Source organism: Clostridioides sp. GD02377 (assembly GCF_045899875.1).
Lineage (GTDB): Bacteria > Bacillota > Clostridia > Peptostreptococcales > Peptostreptococcaceae > Clostridioides > Clostridioides difficile_A.
Genome location: NZ_JBJODA010000017.1, coordinates 79151 through 99285, shown reverse-complemented (window position 1 = coordinate 99285; position 20135 = coordinate 79151). Strand labels below are relative to the sequence as shown.

Sequence of the window (20135 nt, the reverse complement as noted above, 5' to 3'; positions counted from 1 at the left end):
TAAAAATACCATATATAATGTCTAGTAGAGTATATTCTAAAGGAGGTGAGTTTATGCCAAGTAGAATAAAAAATATACACTATGGAACTCAAAGACAACAATTAAAAAACTTAACTAAAAAAGAATATCAAGCTCTACGAGAGATGTGTTTCTTAGCAAAAAATTTATATAATGTTGGGACATACAATGTTAGACAGCACTATTTTAATCAAGGAGAACATCTTAATTATGAAGCCAATTATCATGTATGTAAAGAAAACGAAAATTATAAACTTCTCAATAGTAATATAGCTCAACAGATATTAAAAGAAGTTGATAGTTCTTTTAGGTCCTTTTTTGGATTAATTAAATTAGCTAAAGAAGGTAAGTATGATTTTAGAGGAATAAAATCACCTAAATACCTTGATAAGGAAGGATTCTTTAGCATAATAATAGGTCAAATAAGAATTAAAGAAGATGGTACTCTAAATGTACCTATGTCTCCAGCATTTAAAAAATTATATGGGAAAGTAAGTATAAAAGTTCCTCAAAATATATTAGAAAAAAAGATTAAGGAAATAAGAATAATACCTAAACATAAGGCTAGGTTCTTTGAAATTCAGTATTGTTATGAGATACCAAAATCAGAGGAAGTTTCAAATCAAAAAAATGCACTAGCTATAGATTTAGGTTTAGAAAACTTATGTACATGTGTTACAAATTTAGGTGATAGTTTTATCATAGATGGAAAAAGGCTTAAATCTGTGAATCAATGGGCAAATAAACAGAATGATAAAATAGAAGCTTTAAAATTAAAAAAGAATGTAACAGCAATTACAAGAAAGCAATTTAAAGTCTGGAATAAAAGGAATAATCAAGTTAAAGATTATGTAAATAAAACTTGTTTTTACATAATTGATTACTGTATAAAAAATAATATTGGAAACTTAATAGTAGGATATAATGCTAAATTAGAGAAAAGTGATAATGTGGAGAGGAAAATATATAGAAATTTTATAAGAATTCCTTTTGGAGAGATAAAAGGAAAGTTAGAATATCTATGCAAAATAAAAAATATTAATTTTATTAGACAAGAAGAAAGTTATACTAGTAAATCTGACTTTTTTGCTGATGATTTTCTGCCTGATATCAATTTGGATAATGCACAAAAATATGATTTTAAGGGAGAAAGAATAACTCGAGGTCAATATAAATCCAGTGTTGGTATGATTATAAATGCAGATGTAAATGCTAGTCTTAATATATTAAAAAAATCACAAATAGTTGACTTATCCAAGTTGAAGGATAATCCTCAAATATTAAAACAACCACAAAGAATAAGAATATCTTAATTATATTTAAAAGATAAACTGATAGCGTAGGCTTACAGCTTAGCGGCGAATTGGATCCGCCTTGTTGTTTACAACAGAATCTATTTACTTTCGAGTTTATGGAATTTCAAAAATCACTTTTACTAAAAAAGTTTAATTATAAAAAATTAAGAGATTAAAAAATTAGTTACAAGAGGTGAAAGTGTGGAATTATCAAATATAATAGGAAAGAACGAAATAATAACTGTAGTTGGAGCAGGAGGTAAAACTTCATTTATAAACTATTTTGCAGATTTTTATAGATGTAAATTAAGAGTTCTTCTTACAACAACAACTAAAATATATGTACCAGATAATTATGAAAATATAATTATGACAATAGATGGAACTGTTATTCCATCTATTTGTCATGGAGTAACAGTATGTGGAAGCTATATAAATAATGAAAATAAAATAGTAGGTATTGATTCATCTATTTTGGATGAAATTGTAGATAAATTTGATATAGTATTAATAGAGGGAGATGGTTCAAAGAAAAAAAGACTTAAAGGTTGGAATGATAATGAACCAGTAGTATATCACAAAACTACAAAAACTGTAGGAATATTAGATATAACCTCATTTGGAATGAATATTAATGAAGAAAACATACACAGATTAGACCTATTTAAAAAAATAGTAAATTTAGATACATATAATACTAACAATGATTCTACAGTAAATCTCGAAAATTTAAAAAATATAGTATTAAATCCAAATGGTTTATTTAAAAACTATTGTGGAGAAAAAATATTATTCATCAATAAAGTTGAAGATGAAAAATATAAAAAATTAGCTATAGAATTAATAAAAAGTATTAAAGAAGATGAAAGTAAAATGGAGATATTTTATGGAAGTATAAAACAAAAGTTTTGTACAAGATATTGAAGTATTAAAATAGTTTATATGATATTATATATATAGATAATATCAATAGTGATATTATAAAATCATAGAACTATCAATACATTATAAATACTAAGGATGATATATATGATAAATGCAGTAATAATGGCATCGGGCTTTGCCAGAAGAATGGGAACGAATAAACTTTTATTAGATTATAAAGGATGTTCTATAATAGAACATGTATTAAAAGCAGTTAGTAAAATTAATTTTCATCAAGTTGTAGTTGTAAGTCAATACAAAGAAGTTTCATTGTTGTGTAATAAATATGGTTTTAAATATGTGGATAATAAAAATGCAAATATAGGTCAGAGCGAATCCATAAAATTAGGTATTTTAAACAGTTCAAAATGTGATGGCTACATGTTTTTTGTAGGAGACCAGCCATTTATTGATAGTTTATATATAGATAAAATTATAAATACTTTTAAATTAGATAGAGATTTTATAGTAATTCCACGATGTAAAGATGTATGTGGAAATCCAGTTATATTCCCATACAGCAAAAAAGAAGAATTATTGGCACTTAAAGAAGATGAAAAAGGTAAAACCGTTTTAAAAAATGCATCAAAAATAAAGTATGTAGAAGTTCCTAGAGAAATATTATTAGATATTGATACAAAAACGGACTATGAAAGAATTGGGGGTAAATTATGAAGTTAATAAAAACTATAGATGCTATTGGACAAGTTTTATGTCATGACATAACTCAAATAATACCTGGAGAATTTAAAGGAAGAAAGTTTAAAAAAGGTCATGTAGTAAAAGAAGAAGACATTCCAGTTTTATTATCTCTTGGTAAAGATAATTTGTATGTATGGGAAAAATCAGAAGGCATGATTCATGAAAATGAAGGTGCACTATTTTTAAAAGAATTAACTGCTGGAGAAAATTTAAATTTTAGTGAAATAAAAGAAGGAAAGATAGATTTTATAGCTGCCTGTGATGGGCTTTTAAAGATAGATGTTGATGCACTTTTTGATTTGAATTGTGTTGGTGAAATAATGATGGCTACTCTTCATAATAATTTTATAGTAAATAAAGGTCTGAAAGTAGCTGGAACAAGAGTTATACCTCTAGTCATAGATGAGAAAAAATTAGAAGAGGCAAGAAAAGTAGTTGGAAATAGAAAAATAGTAAATGTAGTGCCTTTTAAACCTAAGAAAGTAGGGATTGTTACTACTGGAAATGAAGTATTCTATAGCCGAATTGTTGACAAATTTGGACCAGTGATAGAAGAAAAAGTAAAGGGCTTTGGATGTGAGGTTATAGGACAAACTATATGTCCAGATGATAAAGAAATTATAAAAAATGCAATAAAAGAATTTATAAGTCAGGGGGCAGAACTTATCTGCTGTACTGGTGGTATGAGTGTAGACCCAGATGATGTCACACCAACAGCAATAAAAGAAACTGGAGCTGATTTGGTAACATATGGGTCACCAATATTGCCAGGAGCAATGTTTTTACTTGCTTACTATGAAGAAGTTCCAATTATGGGTATACCAGGGTGCGCAATGTATCATAAAACTACAGTATTCGACATAGTTCTATCTAGAGTCTTGATTGATGAAAAACTTGATAAGTATGATATAGCTAGATATGGTCATGGAGGACTTTGTATGAACTGTGATGTATGTACTTACCCTGCATGTAATTTTGCTAAAATATAAAGATATTAGAAAAGAGTATTTACAAATTAAGTACTCTTTTTAAATATGAAACAAAACAAACTAAAATACTTTATAAAAAGCATAATTGGTTTATAAGCTATAATAAAGTAATTACAGTATGTAAAAGAATGAATAAAGTTGCAATTTAATTTCTTTATAAGTATAATATAATAGATTGTTAATTTTTATAAATTTACAACTTGTAGTATACCTTAAATAAATATTTCACTAACTTAGTATAAAAAATATACGGTTTAAGTGATAATAGATAATAAAAGTGTTATCAAAATTTTATGATAAAATAAATTATGAGCAAAAAGAAAGGAAAATATATTAATGTTACAAGTTACAGGTGTTGGACTTAGATTTGGTGATAAGGAATTATTTAAAGATGTTAACTTAAAATTCACTAAAGGGAATTGCTACGGAATAATAGGAGCCAATGGTGCGGGAAAATCTACTTTTTTAAAAATATTATCAGGAGAGATAGAGCCAAATACAGGTAGTATATCTATAACTGATAAAGAAAGAATGTCAGTTTTAAAACAGGACCACTTCGAATATGAAGAAGAAACTGTGTTAAATGTTGTCATAAGAGGGCATGAGAGACTTTGGAACATAATGAAAGAAAAAGATGCCTTATATATGAAGGAAGATTTCAATGAAGAAGATGGAATCAAAGCTGCTGAACTTGAGGGAGAGTTTGCGGAACTTGATGGATGGGATGCAGAAACTAATGCTGAGAAAATACTTATGGGTCTTGGTATAACTAAAGAGATGCATTACAAGCAAATGAAAGAATTAGTTGGTGGGGAAAAGGTTAAGGTATTGTTAGCACAATCACTTTTTGGTAAGCCTGAAATACTATTAATGGACGAGCCTACTAACCACTTAGATTTTAAATCAATAAACTGGTTAAATAATTTTATTATGGATTTAGAAGAGTCTATAGTTATAATAGTATCGCATGATAGACATTTCTTAAATCAAATATGTACTAATATAGTTGATGTAGATTTTGGTAAAATACAAATGTATGTTGGAAACTATGACTTCTGGTATGAATCAAGTCAATTAGCTTTACAACTTGCTAAGGACCAAAATAAAAAGACTGAAGAAAAGATAGCTCAATTAAAGGAATTCATAGCTAGATTTAGCTCTAATGCTTCAAAGGCTAAGCAAGCTACATCAAGAAAGAAACAATTGGATAAATTAGAAGTTGAAGATATACAACCATCAAGAAGAAGATATCCATATGTAGGGTTTACACCTGCTAGAGAAATTGGTAATGAAGTTTTAGAAGTACACAATTTGACTAAAACTATAGATGGAGTAAAAGTTCTTGATGATGTATCATTTAGATTGGATAGAGATGACAAAGTAGTATTTATGGGTGATGAAATAGCTACTACTGCTCTTTTAAATATAGTTATGGGAGAACTTGAACCAGATAGTGGAGAGTATAAGTGGGGAGTAACTACTTCTCAAGATTATCTTCCAAAGAATCATAATAAGTTTTTTGATGGAGTAGAATATTCTTTAGTTGACTGGCTTAGACAATTCTCTGAAGAAAAAAGTGAGAGCTTTATAAGAGGATTTTTAGGTAGAATGTTATTCTCTGGAGAAGAAGCTTTAAAAGAAGCTCAAGTTATATCTGGAGGAGAAAAAGTTAGATGCATGCTTAGTAAGCTAATGCTTTCAAATGCAAACGTACTTGTTCTAGATGACCCTACTAACCACTTAGACCTAGAAAGTATAACTTCTGTTAACAAAGGACTTGAGAAGTTCCCTGGAGTGCTTTTATTTACTTCTCATGACCATGAGTTTATATCTACTATAGCAAATAGAATTATAGAGATAACTCCAAATGGAATAATGGATAGAAAGATGGACTTTGATGAGTATTTAGAAAGTAAAGAAATACAAGAACAATTAGCTAAAATGTATGGAAAAAGTAAATAAATTATTAATGTAAATATTATCATTTTACAAATTTAATTGTCAGTATAAAACCTTTTAATATTTGAGAACATGCTATGTACAAGTGTGTAAGTTTTTAATCAAATATTAGGAGGTTTTTTATGTTATTAAAATATATGAAACAATAAAAGTATAATGTCAGAAAGAGAAGTATGAACTCAATTAAATATATCTAAATGGATTATAAATTGTGTTTGTTATTAGAATAATGTATTTCTTTGTATCTTAAGAGTTTAAATATACTATAGTAGATGCTATAATAAAAATAAAAAATGTTTTAGGGGGGATATATTATGTTTAAAAAAAAATTAGTAACTATAGTAATGAGTTTAGCCATGATTAGTGTAGGTAATTTTTCATATGCTCACTCAGGAGGACATAGTTCATCAGGAAATCATCATAACAAAAATAAAGCTGAATTAAGACATTATTATTGCGGAGGACATTCAGCACACCTACATAATAATGGAGCATGTCCTTATGCCAGTATAGAAGGAAATTATGAAGCAACAACATCTTCAGTACATAATGGAAAAAATCATAAAAATTATGTTGCAGAAAAAGGGTATAATAAAGGTTATAAAGATGGGTGCAAGGGAAATTATAATTTAGGTCTTACAGGATTCAAACCTGATAATACATATGAAAAAGAGATTTTAAAAAATGCTTATGAAAAAGGATATTTAACTGGACATAATGAATACAAAGCGAAAAAGGTAGATGATGTAATGAAGAAGATGCTAGATATTCCAATGTTAACTAGCATATAATAAAATAGTATTTTAAAAGACATCTTTTATAAGAAAGTATATTTTTTGTTACAAAAATATAAACTTTTATAGAAAAAGTATTATTGATAATTTTAATAAAGTGAAACAAAAAAATTATTTAGATGTTGTCAATTAGAGATAGATACATTTAATATTATAAAAATGAAGACAATAAAACTTGTATTAGTTCATCAATTGATATTTTAATGAATCTATCTCAATAGACTAAGCTAATTTAATCTTAATTAGCATTAAATAAACTTTCAGAAATTTTATCAGAAGCTTCTTTATCCATTTCTTTAAGGACGTGAGAATAAACACTTAAGGTAGTATTTATGTTTGAATGTCCAACTCTTTCAGATATAACTTTTATAGGTACCTTAGAATTTATAAGTAAAGTAACATGTGAATGTCTTAAATCATGGAATCTAATATGAGGTAAATCATTTTTTTCTAAAAATCTTTTAAATCTTTTACTCATAGCATCTTCAGCAATAGGTTCACACTTCTTATTAAAAAATAACAAATTACTATTATTTCTAGTAGAAGATTTTAATAAATTTTTATTTTGCTTTATTTTATGCTCTCTTAACAAAGATATTAATTCTTTTGGAGCTGATATTTTTCTAACAGAGTTTTCTGTCTTTGGTTCTTTAAGAATTACAGAACCATTAATTCGAGATGTTATCTTGTTTACTGTTATTGTATTTTCTTCAAAATCAATATTGTCCCAAGTCAGACCTAAAACCTCTGAAATTCTCAGACCCAATCCAATTGCCAAATTAATAGGTAACTCCATATCTGTATCTTTTGCTAAATCTAATAATTTTATCATTTGTTCTCTATCATAAATTTCACTTTTAAATTTTTTATATCTTGGAGTCTCTATATTATCCATAATATTTTCTTTTATCAATTTGAGTCTATAAGCTCTCCTTATTGCAAGTTTCAATATATTTATATGAATCTTAATTGATTGAGGATTTAATTTATAAGATAGATTATCTATGTAATTTTGTATGTGAATAGGATGTAAGTCTTGTATTTTATATTTACCAATAGATGGATTAATGTAATTTTTACAAATACCAACGTAATTATTGTATGTAGCTAATGAAATATTTTCGTTGTATTTATTTAGAAAATCTAACATAAATTCTGAAACGGTAATCTCATTTGGAACTAAGAAACCATCTTTATATAAGCTTTCCTTTACCTCATTTAGTCTTTTACTTGCTTCTCTTTTTTTATCAAAGGTACCCATATTTTTTTGCTTCCTTTTGCCAGTATCTTCATCTGCAAATTCAAGGTAAACAATATAGTTCTTATTTCTTTTTCTAATAAATGCATTCATATATAACCCACCAATCAAAATTTTATACATTTATTATAACATATATATACTCAAAAATAGTTTCTGAAATAAAGTTACATTTATTATAAAATATCATGTATATTTATTATAAAATGTATATATTATGTCAAATATTAGAATTTTAATTTAATAATCTGTTATACTTATAGAGAAAAGATATTTAATTTTTATATTAATAGATTATATGTTTGATTTATACTGAAAATATAAATTTTTTATATTAATAAAATTGGATTGAATATTTTAAATAAAACCTTTGACTCTAAAAGTCTATTAATATAGTATTTAATTATATATAAGTTTGAGAGGAGTGTAAAATCATATGACTATTACTAAGATACCACCAGCAGAATTAAAAGTCATGAAATTTATTTGGAGTTCAGATTTTACAGTAACATCAAAAGATGTCATTGAAGCTATGGAAAAACTATATGATTGGAAACAAACTACAACATTAACACTTTTATCAAGATTAGTAAATAAGAAATTCTTAAGTGCAAGAAAAATTGATAGACATACACACTATACAGTTCTTATTGGTGAAGAAGAGTATTTGCATTTTGAAACAAAAACTTTTCTAGATAATATGCATGGTAGTTCTATTGAAAGCTTTATGAAATCATTGTTCAAAAAGGGGGTAAATGAGGATGAATTAAATTCTGTTGAAGAATGGGTTAAAAATATTAAAAAAGATGAATAATTTAATGTAGTTAATTATAATAATTTTGGGTATATATTTTTATTAAAAATAAGATTACATAATTTTAAGTAAATTACATATTTTATATATTTGAATATATAAAAATAAATGGGTTGATAATGTCATGACAGAATTTATATATTTTGTCTGCTTTTGATATGAATTTAATTGTCATAAAATAAATAGTTTTTATAATAATCAGTTAAATGAATATAATGTAAAGTGTTATGTGAAAAGTATAATTTTTTAGAAGTATTTTTATTTTGTTATTACAATGTTAATTTGATAAGTTTGGTGTAAAATCAAACCTATTAGAACTTAATTTTATACTAGACTTATAGTTAATATTAGCATAACTTGATACTAGGTATTAATTTATAAGTCAGAAGTTTTGTTCATTAATTGTGTAAATTAATTGTTTTAGATATATAAAAGGTATAATTTTATTTTTATTTTAATTACTTATAGAGCTTAAAGTATATATTGGGTTATATTAAATATATTTATATTTATAAATTTGAGATAAATATTTAGATACATATTAGAAATTGTTAAAATAAAAAGTTCCTAGTTTTAGGAACTTTTTTATTTATTTAATATAAAGTGTGCGTTTTTGCTTCAGCAATAGCTCTTGCTGTACTCTTTTGTTTTTCAGTATTTTCTTTTTTATAAAAGTTAATCACTTCCTCTAAATCTTTATTTTCAATGTTATCTTTCTTATTTTCAAGAATATAGTTTACAATTGATTCATTTATCAAATCTGTCAAAATCTTATTTTCATCATTAGTTATCTTAGATATTTCTTGTACTAGAATTTCATTAACTTCTACTGTAATTTGTTTTGTATTTTTTATCATATTATTCACCTCTTAAAAAAATTATATCATCTCAAAAAAATAAAATCAATATGTTTTAAAATTATAGAATTTTAATTCTTAAATTCTAAAAAATAGAATCATTAAATAAAACTGATTTTAGGTATTAAAAGATTAATAAAATATATTTAAGCATAAAAGCTCTATTCTATATAAACCTAAGATAGAGGATTTATAAGGAGTTAAGGTGAATTAAATAGAAGACAACTTCTTAAAGCAAATGGGTGTGGTATTTAAATCTAAATGTAGACATATAATATTAAATATGCTAATATATCAAAATAATAAGGGGGGAATTTATGAAGCTTAAAGAAGCATTGATTACATGTGTTGTATGTAGTGTATGTTTAAGTCCATTATTGGTAAATGGAGAAACGAAAATAGATGCAGATCATTGTAAAGAATCTATAGTAAATATTGATACTATAGTAAAGTCTGGTAAAAGCTTTAATTCCAAATATAATCAAGGTATGAAAGACTATAAAAATAGTGATGAGTATAAGTTAAAAGTACAAAAAGAGAAGCTACAGAATCAGTTAGGAATTAAAATAAAAAAGTTAGTACCCATAACTTTTGAAGTAAGTTATTATACAAGTCTTAACCAAGAAAATGGATATGGAGCTATAACAGCTACAGGAGATGATTTAGAAGATGGTTTTGTGGCAAATAATCACTTGAGTTTTGGAACTAAGATTATTGTAGATGGGAAATTAAAAACTGTTATGGATAGGGGGTCTAGTAAGTATTTTAGTAATTCTAATGCAATAGATGTATTTGTGCCCAAATGGAGTAATGAAAGTGAATCAGAGTACTATGATAGAGTTAATAATATGGGAAGACATTATAAAAAAGGCTACATTATTGTTGAAGAATGATGCTTCTTAAAGTAATATGTGTTGATTGTATCGCTTAATAAATATATAATGAATATAAAACTATTAATACAATGAAATATATTACTGGGAGGACAATATGGAAGAATCTTTTATAAATGGAAAAGCAAACTTATTAGTAGAAAATTATAAGGCATTAAATGAGGTTAAAGGTTCTTGGCAAATGGGGTTAATCCAACATAGTTGTGCACTTGCATTTACCCTTAAGAATAAAAGAATAAGCCCTAGATTAGTAGAAGAGAGAATAGAGCTTATTAAAAAGAATACTGGATTATTCTCTAATTTTAGAGGATATAATATATTTTATATGGCAACACTACTTTCGTTTGAATCAAATCCAGAAAGTAGTTTTAAGATGATTTTGGAAATATATAAGGAACTTAAAAATGAAAAGTTTTGGGGCGATACATATTTACCACTTACAGCATCAATAGTCTACGAGAATAGAGAAAAAATGGATTATGTTACATGTATATCAAAGATGAAAACAATATATGAATATATGAGAAAAAAACATCCATTTTTAACGTCTAGTGATGACTATTGTAATATAGCACTTATTGCAATTCATTCAAAAAATTTAGAAGAAGATTTGGAGTATATAGAACAATGTTACGAATTTCTAAATAAAAATGGTTTTTATAAAGGAAATGATTTACAAGCATTATCTCAAATTCTTTTATTTAGTGATGATAGAAGTATGGTTAAATGTAAAAAAACTATTGAACTTAAAAAAGCATTTAAAGAAAATGATTGTAAAATGAATTATTATGGATATCCAATAATAGGAGCAATTTCATTATTAGATTATAGAGAAGATGAAATAATAGAAAAGATAAAAAATGTATCAAATAAACTTAAAGAAGAAAAAGGTTTTGGAAATTGGTCTTTAGGAAAAAGTAATAGAGTGATGATTAGTTCTGCTATTGTAGCTTCTATTTATGCAGATTCTATACAAACTGAGAACAACATAGACTCTATAACTAATAATATATTTTTAAATATTGTTGTTGCTATACAAATTGCATGTGTAATGGCAGCAACAAGTGCAGCTATAGCATCTTCTTCATCAAATTAATAAAATATTGTTGGAGTTGAAGATTGTAAATTTAATAATACAATTTATATGTTTAAAAAAGAATATAATATTACTTTTAAACTAATTGTGATATTTGATGATATGAAACATATAATTAATATATAGATTTTAATAAATATATAATACTACATACAATATAGGGAAAGTGGAAGAAATGTATCTGCTTTCCTTTTTTGATTATAAATTTGAATAAATTTATGTAAAACTTATTCAAGTTTATATTGTATTTTTTTTTAGATGTACTAAAATAAACTTATAAAGAAAATAAAATTTATAACTAATTGATACTATTACAAACAAGGGGGAAGTTAAAATGGATCAAAATCTAAATTGGCTTAATGAAAAAAGAATAGAAAAAACGATAAAATCTCTAGAAAATAATAATATGAGAGGGCATTTAGTAAATAATAAAGAAGAGCTTCTAAAAAAAATTGAAGAAATAGTTAAAGCAGGTTCTCTAGTAGGATGTGGAGGATCTATGACCTTATTTGAAACAGGGGTAATTGATTTTATAAGAGAAAAGTATGATTTTCTTGATAGATATGCAAAAGACATTAAACCAGAAGAAATGAAGGAAATATATAGAAAATCTTTTTCTGCAGATGCTTATTTTACAAGTACTAATGCAATAACAGAGAATGGAGAGCTTTACAATGTAGATGGAAATGGAAATAGAGTAGCTGCTATGATATATGGACCTGACAAAGTAATAGTTATAGCAGGAGTAAATAAAATAGTTAAGGATGTAGATGAAGCTATAAAAAGAACAAAAACGATAGCTGCTCCAGCTAATTGCAAAAGATTAAATACAAATACTGGATGTAAGACTACTGGCATATGTATAGATTGTTCAAGCCCAGGAAGAATATGTTGTAATTATACACTTATAAAGAGACAATTAGCACCAGAAAGAATACATGTAATTTTCTTAAACGAAGATTTTGGATATTAAAAGAATAAAATAAGTAGGGAGAAATAATGAAAAAAGTAAAACTTATATACAATCCTAATTCAGGTGAAAAAAAGATATTATCAAATTTGGACACAATTATAGAATTATATCAGGAGAGAAATTATTTATTGATACCCTATAGATTGAATATTAAAGAACCTGTAAAGAATGCATTTAAGGAAGTGGATAGTTCTTATGATCATATACTAATAGCAGGTGGTGATGGTACCATAGATTTAGTGGTAAATGCAATGAAAGAATTAGACATAAGAATCCCAGTTGGAATTTTACCTACAGGAACTGCAAATGATTTTTCAAATGCTCTTCAAATTTCATTCGATATAAAAGAAGCTATAAAGAAAATCATAAATTTAAAGCCGAGAAAAATAGACATAGGGAAAGTTAATAATAAGTACTTTATAAATGTGGCAAGTGCTGGTATGTTTACAGATGTATCACAAAGGATAAACACAGACTTAAAAAATTCATTTGGAAGAATTTCTTATTATATAAAGGGAATAGAAGAAGCATTGTATATGAGGAAGTTTAAGATAAAAGTATCTTCTGAAGAAATGTATTATGATGGAGATATGTATCTTATGTTGATTTTTAATGGCAAAACAGCAGGAAATATAAATCTAGCATACAAAGCTGAAATAGATGATGGTTATTTGGATGTAATTATTTTTAAAGGAATGCCAATTCCAAAATCAATACCAGTTTTGATAAGTGTACTTAGAGGTGATTACTTAGATCAGTATAATGGAAATGAAATACTTTACTTTAAAACCAAAAAAGTATATATAGAATGTGAAGATTCCCTTATAACGGATATTGATGGAGAAAAGGGTCCAGATTTTCCTCTTAGCATAGAATGTATAAAAGATGGGATAGAGGTGATGGGAATTAGTAGTGAAAAAAGTTAATAATCTAGAGTAAATTGTGAAGACTCAAATAAAAAATTACTTCTAACTAAAGTTATATATAGTAGAAGTAATTTATATTTTAAGTCTTCATTTTTTTATTGTAGGATTATTTAGCTGGTTTAAAAGAACTTTTTAGAGGAACTATTCTATTAAATACAAGTTTTTCATCAGTTGTATACTTGTTATCTATACTAAAGAATCCATTTCTAACAAATTGGAATTTATCAAAAGGTTTAGCATTTTTTACTTGTGTAGGTTCAACAAAACCTTGTAATATTTCTAATGAATTAGGGTTTATTTGTTCTAGGAAATGTTTGCCTTCATTTTCAGGAACATCATCAAGAATTAATGGCTCAAATAATCTAAATTCACATGGTATAGCAGATTTAGCATCCACCCAATGTATTGTAGATTTTACCTTACGACCTGTAAAGCCAGAACCACTCTTAGTTTCAGGGTCATAAGTTCCATGTATTTCAATAACATTTCCATTTTCATCCTTAATTACATCAGTACATTTTACGAAATAAGCACCTTTTAAACGAACTTCATTTCCTGGGAAAAATCTGAAATATTTCTTAACAGGTTCTTCCATAAAATCATCCTGCTCTATATATAGCTCTCTAGAAAAAGGAACTAATCTCTTTCCTTGAGATTCATCTTTAGCATTATTTTCTATTTCAAGCATTTCAATTTTATCTTCTGGGTAATTAGTTATAACTAGTTTTAAAGGTCTTAAAATTCCCATAGCAAGAGGTGCTTTTGGTTGTAGATTTTCCCTTAGGAAATAATCAAGCATTTGGCTATCTACTGTAGAGTTAACTTTTGATACCCCTATTTCACTACAGAAATTGCGTAATGCTTCTGCAGTATATCCCTTACGCCTGATACCAGATATTGTAGGAACACGAGGGTCATCCCAACCATCAACAACACCTTCATCTACAAGTTGTTTTAATTTTCTTTTACTCATAACAGTATTGTTTATATTAAGTCTAGCAAATTCTATTTGTCTAGGTACATTTTCCATTTCACACTCTTTGACAAACCAATCATAAAGCGGTCTTTGGTCTTCAAATTCTAGAGTACATATAGAGTGAGTTATCCCTTCAATTGCATCTTCAATTGGATGAGCAAAAGCATACATAGGATATATGCACCATTTATCTCCTGTGTTGTGATGTGTTGAATGAGATATTCTATATATAATTGGGTCTCTAAGGTTTATATTTGGAGAACACATATCTATTTTAGCTCTTAATGTTTTTTCACCATCTTTAAATTCACCATTTTTCATTCTTTCAAATAAATCAAGGTTTTCTTCAATAGACCTATTTCTATAAGGACTTTCTTTTCCAGGCTCAGTTAAAGTACCACGATATTCTCTCATTTCTTCTTGTGTCAAGTCACATACATAAGCCTTACCTTTTTTTATTAATATTAAAGCTCTCTTGTACATTTCATCAAAGTAGTTAGATGCAAAATTTAACTCGTTCCAATCAAACCCTAACCACTTAACATCTTCTTTTATAGATTCTACATATTCAACATCTTCTTTTAATGGATTTGTATCATCAAATCTTAAATTAGCTTTTCCGTTAAACTCCTTAGCTAGTCCAAAGTTAAGACATATACTTTTTGCATGACCAATATGTAAATATCCGTTTGGCTCAGGTGGAAAACGAGTTATTATACTGTCGTGTTTTCCTGTTTCTAGGTCATTTATAATAATATTTTTTATAAAGTTAGATGAGTTCGTTTCATTTGACATATTTTATACCTCCTATTTAATTTGCTTATAATACAGGACACTACACTGTATTGCATAATATTAATTTTAATCCAAGATTAGAAAAAAATAAAGGTGTAATTAAGAGTATTATGCAAAATATTAACTTTTATACTAAAAACATGTTTTTTACAGTTTATTTACAAAAAATGAGATTTGTTGAATTAATCCTTAAAAGGCTGTATTATAATATGTATATTGTTAAGAATATTATGTGAAGTTAGTTATCTAAATTTATTTTAAATCTGTTGACAGATTTGTAAAGGAGACGATTATGGGAAAGGTTGCAAAAATTTTATTGAGTTTAATTGTTATTGTTCTAGTGTTTACAGGAATTGTTGTATACACTTTAACACCAAAAGAAAGATATGATGTCAGTTCACAAAATAATGAAATTATAGATGAAGAATACTTATCAAAAGGTTCATATATAAATTCCATGGAAGTAGTAAAAAATCCACTTAGAATGGTTGGGAAAGTGTCTGTTTCAGAGGATGAGTTTAGAAATTTAATATATACATTAATGCATAAGCATGGGATTAAAGAGCTTGAAAATAATTTTGTTGAAATGAAAGATGGAAAAATAAAAGTGGCAGGGCCATATAAGGTATTTGGATTAATAAATAGCCAATATGAACTTGAATTGAGACCTACTTTAAAAGGAGAGAATCTAATTGTAAGCCTTGAAAATGTAAAACTTGGTAAATTCAAGATAAGTGATAAGATGTTAGAGAAAATACTAAGTAACTATAATAAAAAAGTTCCATTTGAAGTTAATGGAAATAAGGTTACTTTAGAGAAAAGTTATCTTTATCCAGTAACTCTTAAAAATATATCTATAAAAAAAGGAAATATTGATTTGGATATGGAAGTAGAAATAGATTTGAAGTCACAAATAAATGGGGCATTAGGATATTTGAAGGATTCTGGAAAGGCTCAGGATATACTAAATCATTTGATTAATTTAAAGAAAACAGCTGTTGGTTAAAAATATAGAAAACTTATATTTATATTTTTATTATATTTCATACAATATTGGAGTACTTTAAAATCAAAATTTGTAAAATAACATTTATTGTGTTAGAATGTTTTATGATATTAAGTTGTAAATATGTAATATTATTTAGTTACTAGATTGGGGGGAAATGATGAATAAAGTCTATATTGTAACAACATATACAGGAACTTTATTATCTTACTTAATAAGGAATATAAGTAAAAAACTGTATACACATGTGTCAATATCACTAAATGAAAATTTAAAGCCAATGTATTCTTTTGGGAGATTAAATCCGAGAAATCCGTTTATTGGGGGATTTGTTGAAGAAAATATAAATCAAGGATTATATGCTATAAGAAAAAATACTGTGTGTAGAGTATATTCATTAGAAGTAGATAATTTACAATATGAAAATCTATTTAAAAATATAAAATTAATTAGTGATTATAGAGAAGATTACTATTATGATATAATGGCATTAATATATTTGCCAATGAATATTCATAGACAATCTGAATATAAATATGTATGTTCAAACTTTGTTGCTGATATGTTAGAAAAAAGTGAAATAGACATTTTAAATAAACAATCATTTGAAGTAACACCAAATGATTTTTATAATTTACCTGGTTTAACCTTAGAATATGAAGGTTTATTATCAGAATATAATTCTAGACAACATTCTTATGTATCAAAAATCGCAAACATCTAAAAATTTATTTTAGAGTTTATCATATAAAAACTATTGCTAGATAATTAGGCTGAAGATAGTAGTTTAACTTCGAGAGGATTAAGAATTCGTAAATCTTAGTTAGAACACTTTCTTCAGTTTTTAAATTTTAGTGATTATTTGTATTTTTACAGTATTTTTGGGGTATATAGATAAGATATAATTGAATAAAATATTTATATAAATGTATAAAGATATCTTAACACATAAATAAATATGATAAATATTTATTTTTTGTAAATATATGGATATAATAGTAATAATAACATTTTGTAGAGAGGAGTATTAAATGAAACGATATCTTAAAACATATGGAGTTGCAATAATAATTGTAGCAATTTATGCATTTATTAAATTACCTGTACTTAGATTAGATTTCACATCTTTATTTTCAGTAGGAATAATTTTCTTTGTTGTGGCAGGAATACTAGATATGATGTTAGATAGAAATGAAAGAACATCTAAACTTGCTAAATATAATTTTTCAATAGCAATAGCTTTACTTGTGTATATTGTAGTTGTACCTTTTATAGCTTCTACACCTGTGTTTCATGCAAAGGCATATAAAGAATTATTAGGAAAAGTAACTGAAAGTAAATTTACTGACGACATTAGTCCTGTCAGTGTAAATGACATTCGTCTTGTAGATGAAGATATGGCTATGAAATTGGGAGATAAAAAGCTTGGAGAAGTTCCAGCTATAGGTAGTGTGTCAAAATTAGGAAAATTCCATATACAAAATGTGGATGGAGAATTGTACTGGGTTGCACCTCTTGTTCATAGAGACATAATTAAGTGGGTAACATCTTTAAGTGGTTCAAGTGGTTATGTAAAAGTATCTGCAAGTAACCCTCAAGATGTTCAATTAGTTCAAGAAATAGATGGAAAACCAATAAAGATAGTATATCAACCAGAAGCTTACTTGCATCAAGATTTACAGAGACATTTATACATACATGGTGTGGTAAATGTTGGTATGACAGATTTTACCCTTGAAATAAATGATGAAGGTAAACCTTATTGGGTTGTAAGTTTATATGAGCATAAAATTGGTTATGGAGGAGCAAATGCTACAGGAATAGCTACTGTTGATGCAGAAACTGGAAAAATAAATGTTTACAATGTTAAAAATACACCTAAATGGGTGGATAGAATCCAGCCACAAGAATTTATAACAGACCAGATTAAAGACTGGGGAGTTTATGTTAATGGATTTTTAAATTCTGTTATATCAGAAAAAGGAGTACTAGTGCCAACAGAAGGAACATCATTAGTTTATGGAAATGATAATAGGTCTTATTGGTATACAGGTATAACATCTTCAGGAGGAGATGAATCTACAATTGGATTTATGTTAGTTGACTCTAGAACAAAAGAAGCTAAATTATATAAACAACCAGGAGCCACTGAGACAGCTGCAATGAAATCAGCTGAAGGTAATGTTCAAGAAAAGAATTATGAAGCAACATTCCCTGTAATGTATAATATATTAGGTCAACCAACATATGTATCATCGTTAAAAGATAAGGCTGGTCTTGTAAAGAGAGTTGCATTTGTATCTGTTGAAGATTATAATGTGCTTGGTTTAGGTGAAGATAAAAACGAAGCATTGAGAAACTATAAAGATTCATTAGAATCTAAGGGTAATGATTTAAAACTGGATAATGATTTAAAAGATGAAGTCATAGAAGGTACAGTGACAAGAATAAGTCCAGATGTACGAGGTGGAAATACTAATTATTATGTGACTTTAGATTCAAATAAAGAGATAATATTCAAAGCTACTTCAAAAGTATCTAGTGAATTGCCATTGACTCAAGTTGGAGATAAAGTCAAAATATCATATTCAAAAGAATTATCTGGTGTAATTGAAATGTCAGAATTTGATAACCTAAATATTGCAAACTTTGAAGATAAAAAAGCAAAAGAGGGAACAGGAACTGACGAAAATACAAACTCTCAAGGTTCTGAGAATCAAGATAATGTATAGTTTAACTTAAAAAAATCGAAAATAGTATTTAATATATTAATAGCTAGTTTTTATAAAATTTATTTTTATAAAAACTAGCTATTTTATTTTAATTCTTTGTAAATTTAATGTCATAAAATTAATATAATATTAGTACAACTTTGCAAATAATACTTCAAGGAGAATGTACTATGACTAATATGGAAAAAGAGATATTGCTTTTAATTAGCAGGGTTAGATGTGTTACAGAAGCTCAATTTAGAAAAATTTATGGAGACCAAAAGAGATATAATAAAAAAAACTTTAAAAAAACCTTGAGAAAAATGTGTAGTGAGTATACACTTAAAAAATATCCTTGTGATGTGGATTATTATAATTACAAAGACCTCTCATACGTATACTATTTGAATGGTAGTAAACTTTTTAAGGGAGATGATTTAATAAAGGCTCTAGTAGGGTCAGAATTAGTTGTTAGAATCAATACTGCAGGTTGTGATGTAAAAAGATTCTACCGAAATGTTAGTGTGGATGATATGAAATATGATTTATTTATTGAATATACAGACCAATTTGGTAATATAAAACAGGTTCTAGTAGATGTTGATTTAAATAATGAAATAGATATTTCTAAATATGAAAATCTTTCTAGAAAGATAGATAAATCTACAATTCCATTTTTTAAAGTGCCAAACGTTTTGGTAGTTACACCAGATAATCTATCTGAATTAAATGATTTAGAGAGATATGATAGTGAGTATAGTATAAATTTTATAGATTTAGGATTAAATAAACTATTTAATTGTATATAACCTAATTTTAAAAAAGAGAATTATAGATTTGCCACATTTTGTAAAATAATTGTTGCAATATTATATAGAATGTGATAAAACTATATTAATAAATTAATTAAAAATAATGAGCCTAGGGTAGAGGTAGCTATATTCAATAGTATTCAATAGGAGCTGGTAAGTGTTGATGATTGATGAAAGGGTCTATAGCCGAAGAAAATTTGTTGACGGATGGATTTTCTGGACTTATGCAGAATATGTATAAGGCTGTCACTTTTAAAGTGATGAGCTACAAGGTTACTTGGTCTATGAGATTTACACGTCCAAAGTATACCTTTGGGCGTTTTTATTTATCAAAATT

General features: G+C 26.5%; 18 protein-coding genes and 1 riboswitch. Of the genes, 15 read left to right on the top strand and 3 right to left on the bottom strand.

Annotated features, from left to right (window positions below):
* Positions 1 to 53: 53 nt before the first annotated feature.
* From Q3304_RS15375 to Q3304_RS15350, 6 genes are all read left to right on the top strand, one after another.
* Positions 54 to 1331 carry an RNA-guided endonuclease TnpB family protein gene (locus tag Q3304_RS15375; protein WP_167640947.1) on the top strand — a complete coding sequence of 426 codons (1278 nt, stop codon included), beginning with the start codon at positions 54 to 56 and terminating at the stop codon, positions 1329 to 1331.
* 183 nt (positions 1332 to 1514) lie between these two features.
* Positions 1515 to 2237: a selenium cofactor biosynthesis protein YqeC gene (gene yqeC / locus Q3304_RS15370; RefSeq protein ID WP_054270526.1), complete on the top strand. Its 723-nt coding sequence runs from the start codon at positions 1515 to 1517 to the stop codon at positions 2235 to 2237.
* Between the two features lie 105 nt (positions 2238 to 2342).
* The gene (mocA, locus tag Q3304_RS15365) at positions 2343 to 2912 is read left to right on the top strand and encodes a molybdenum cofactor cytidylyltransferase (protein ID WP_054270525.1); all 570 of its coding nucleotides are present in this window, start codon (positions 2343 to 2345) and stop codon (positions 2910 to 2912) included.
* Positions 2909 to 3928 (top strand): molybdopterin-binding protein, encoded by a 1020-nt coding sequence (locus Q3304_RS15360; RefSeq protein WP_407815145.1) that lies wholly within the window; start codon positions 2909 to 2911, stop codon positions 3926 to 3928. Before mocA ends, Q3304_RS15360 begins: the two co-directional genes overlap by 4 nt.
* A gap of 336 nt (positions 3929 to 4264) precedes the next feature.
* Positions 4265 to 5890 carry an ABC-F family ATP-binding cassette domain-containing protein gene (locus Q3304_RS15355; protein ID WP_054276872.1) on the top strand — a complete coding sequence of 542 codons (1626 nt, stop codon included), beginning with the start codon at positions 4265 to 4267 and terminating at the stop codon, positions 5888 to 5890.
* A gap of 311 nt (positions 5891 to 6201) precedes the next feature.
* Entirely contained in the window at positions 6202 to 6678 is a 477-nt protein-coding gene (locus Q3304_RS15350) for a hypothetical protein (RefSeq protein ID WP_054270522.1), read from the top strand.
* A 241-nt stretch (positions 6679 to 6919) separates the two neighbouring features.
* Here Q3304_RS15350 and Q3304_RS15345 read toward each other — a convergent pair whose 3' ends face one another.
* The gene (locus Q3304_RS15345) at positions 6920 to 8032 is read right to left on the bottom strand and encodes a tyrosine-type recombinase/integrase (protein WP_407815144.1); all 1113 of its coding nucleotides are present in this window, start codon (positions 8030 to 8032) and stop codon (positions 6920 to 6922) included.
* Between the two features lie 343 nt (positions 8033 to 8375).
* Here Q3304_RS15345 and Q3304_RS15340 point away from each other — a divergent pair, with 343 nt between their 5' ends.
* On the top strand, positions 8376 to 8753 hold the full coding sequence (locus Q3304_RS15340; RefSeq protein ID WP_054270520.1) for a BlaI/MecI/CopY family transcriptional regulator: 378 nt from the start codon (positions 8376 to 8378) through the stop codon (positions 8751 to 8753).
* 593 nt (positions 8754 to 9346) lie between these two features.
* On the opposite strand, the gene Q3304_RS15335 is transcribed toward Q3304_RS15340, so the two are convergent.
* A complete protein-coding gene (locus tag Q3304_RS15335; protein ID WP_054270519.1) occupies positions 9347 to 9610 on the bottom strand; it encodes a hypothetical protein in 264 nt (87 codons plus the stop codon).
* Between the two features lie 317 nt (positions 9611 to 9927).
* Between Q3304_RS15335 and Q3304_RS15330 the strand changes: the two genes are divergently transcribed.
* The 4 genes from Q3304_RS15330 (at position 9928) to Q3304_RS15315 (ending at position 13498) form a co-directional block, all read left to right on the top strand.
* A complete protein-coding gene (locus Q3304_RS15330) occupies positions 9928 to 10503 on the top strand; it encodes a hypothetical protein (RefSeq protein WP_054270518.1) in 576 nt (191 codons plus the stop codon).
* Between the two features lie 97 nt (positions 10504 to 10600).
* Positions 10601 to 11599: a DUF4003 domain-containing protein gene (locus Q3304_RS15325; RefSeq protein ID WP_054270517.1), complete on the top strand. Its 999-nt coding sequence runs from the start codon at positions 10601 to 10603 to the stop codon at positions 11597 to 11599.
* Between the two features lie 334 nt (positions 11600 to 11933).
* Positions 11934 to 12572, top strand: coding sequence for a lactate utilization protein (locus Q3304_RS15320; RefSeq protein WP_054270516.1), 639 nt, complete (start codon positions 11934 to 11936; stop codon positions 12570 to 12572).
* A gap of 26 nt (positions 12573 to 12598) precedes the next feature.
* Positions 12599 to 13498 carry a YegS/Rv2252/BmrU family lipid kinase gene (locus Q3304_RS15315; RefSeq protein WP_054276867.1) on the top strand — a complete coding sequence of 300 codons (900 nt, stop codon included), beginning with the start codon at positions 12599 to 12601 and terminating at the stop codon, positions 13496 to 13498.
* A gap of 106 nt (positions 13499 to 13604) precedes the next feature.
* On the opposite strand, the gene Q3304_RS15310 is transcribed toward Q3304_RS15315, so the two are convergent.
* Positions 13605 to 15269, bottom strand: coding sequence for a glutamine--tRNA ligase/YqeY domain fusion protein (locus tag Q3304_RS15310; protein WP_054270514.1), 1665 nt, complete (start codon positions 15267 to 15269; stop codon positions 13605 to 13607).
* Between the two features lie 292 nt (positions 15270 to 15561).
* Between Q3304_RS15310 and Q3304_RS15305 the strand changes: the two genes are divergently transcribed.
* The 4 genes from Q3304_RS15305 (at position 15562) to Q3304_RS15290 (ending at position 19795) form a co-directional block, all read left to right on the top strand.
* Positions 15562 to 16275: a DUF2140 domain-containing protein gene (locus tag Q3304_RS15305; protein ID WP_074178230.1), complete on the top strand. Its 714-nt coding sequence runs from the start codon at positions 15562 to 15564 to the stop codon at positions 16273 to 16275.
* Positions 16276 to 16435: 160 nt separating this feature from the next.
* A complete protein-coding gene (locus Q3304_RS15300; protein WP_054270512.1) occupies positions 16436 to 16999 on the top strand; it encodes a hypothetical protein in 564 nt (187 codons plus the stop codon).
* Positions 17000 to 17306: 307 nt separating this feature from the next.
* Complete coding sequence (locus Q3304_RS15295; protein WP_054270511.1) at positions 17307 to 19007, top strand: hypothetical protein; 1701 nt, start codon at positions 17307 to 17309, stop codon at positions 19005 to 19007.
* A gap of 170 nt (positions 19008 to 19177) precedes the next feature.
* Positions 19178 to 19795 (top strand): hypothetical protein, encoded by a 618-nt coding sequence (locus Q3304_RS15290; protein WP_054270510.1) that lies wholly within the window; start codon positions 19178 to 19180, stop codon positions 19793 to 19795.
* A gap of 110 nt (positions 19796 to 19905) precedes the next feature.
* Positions 19906 to 20074: riboswitch (Lysine riboswitch) on the top strand.
* Positions 20075 to 20135: the final 61 nt, after the last annotated feature.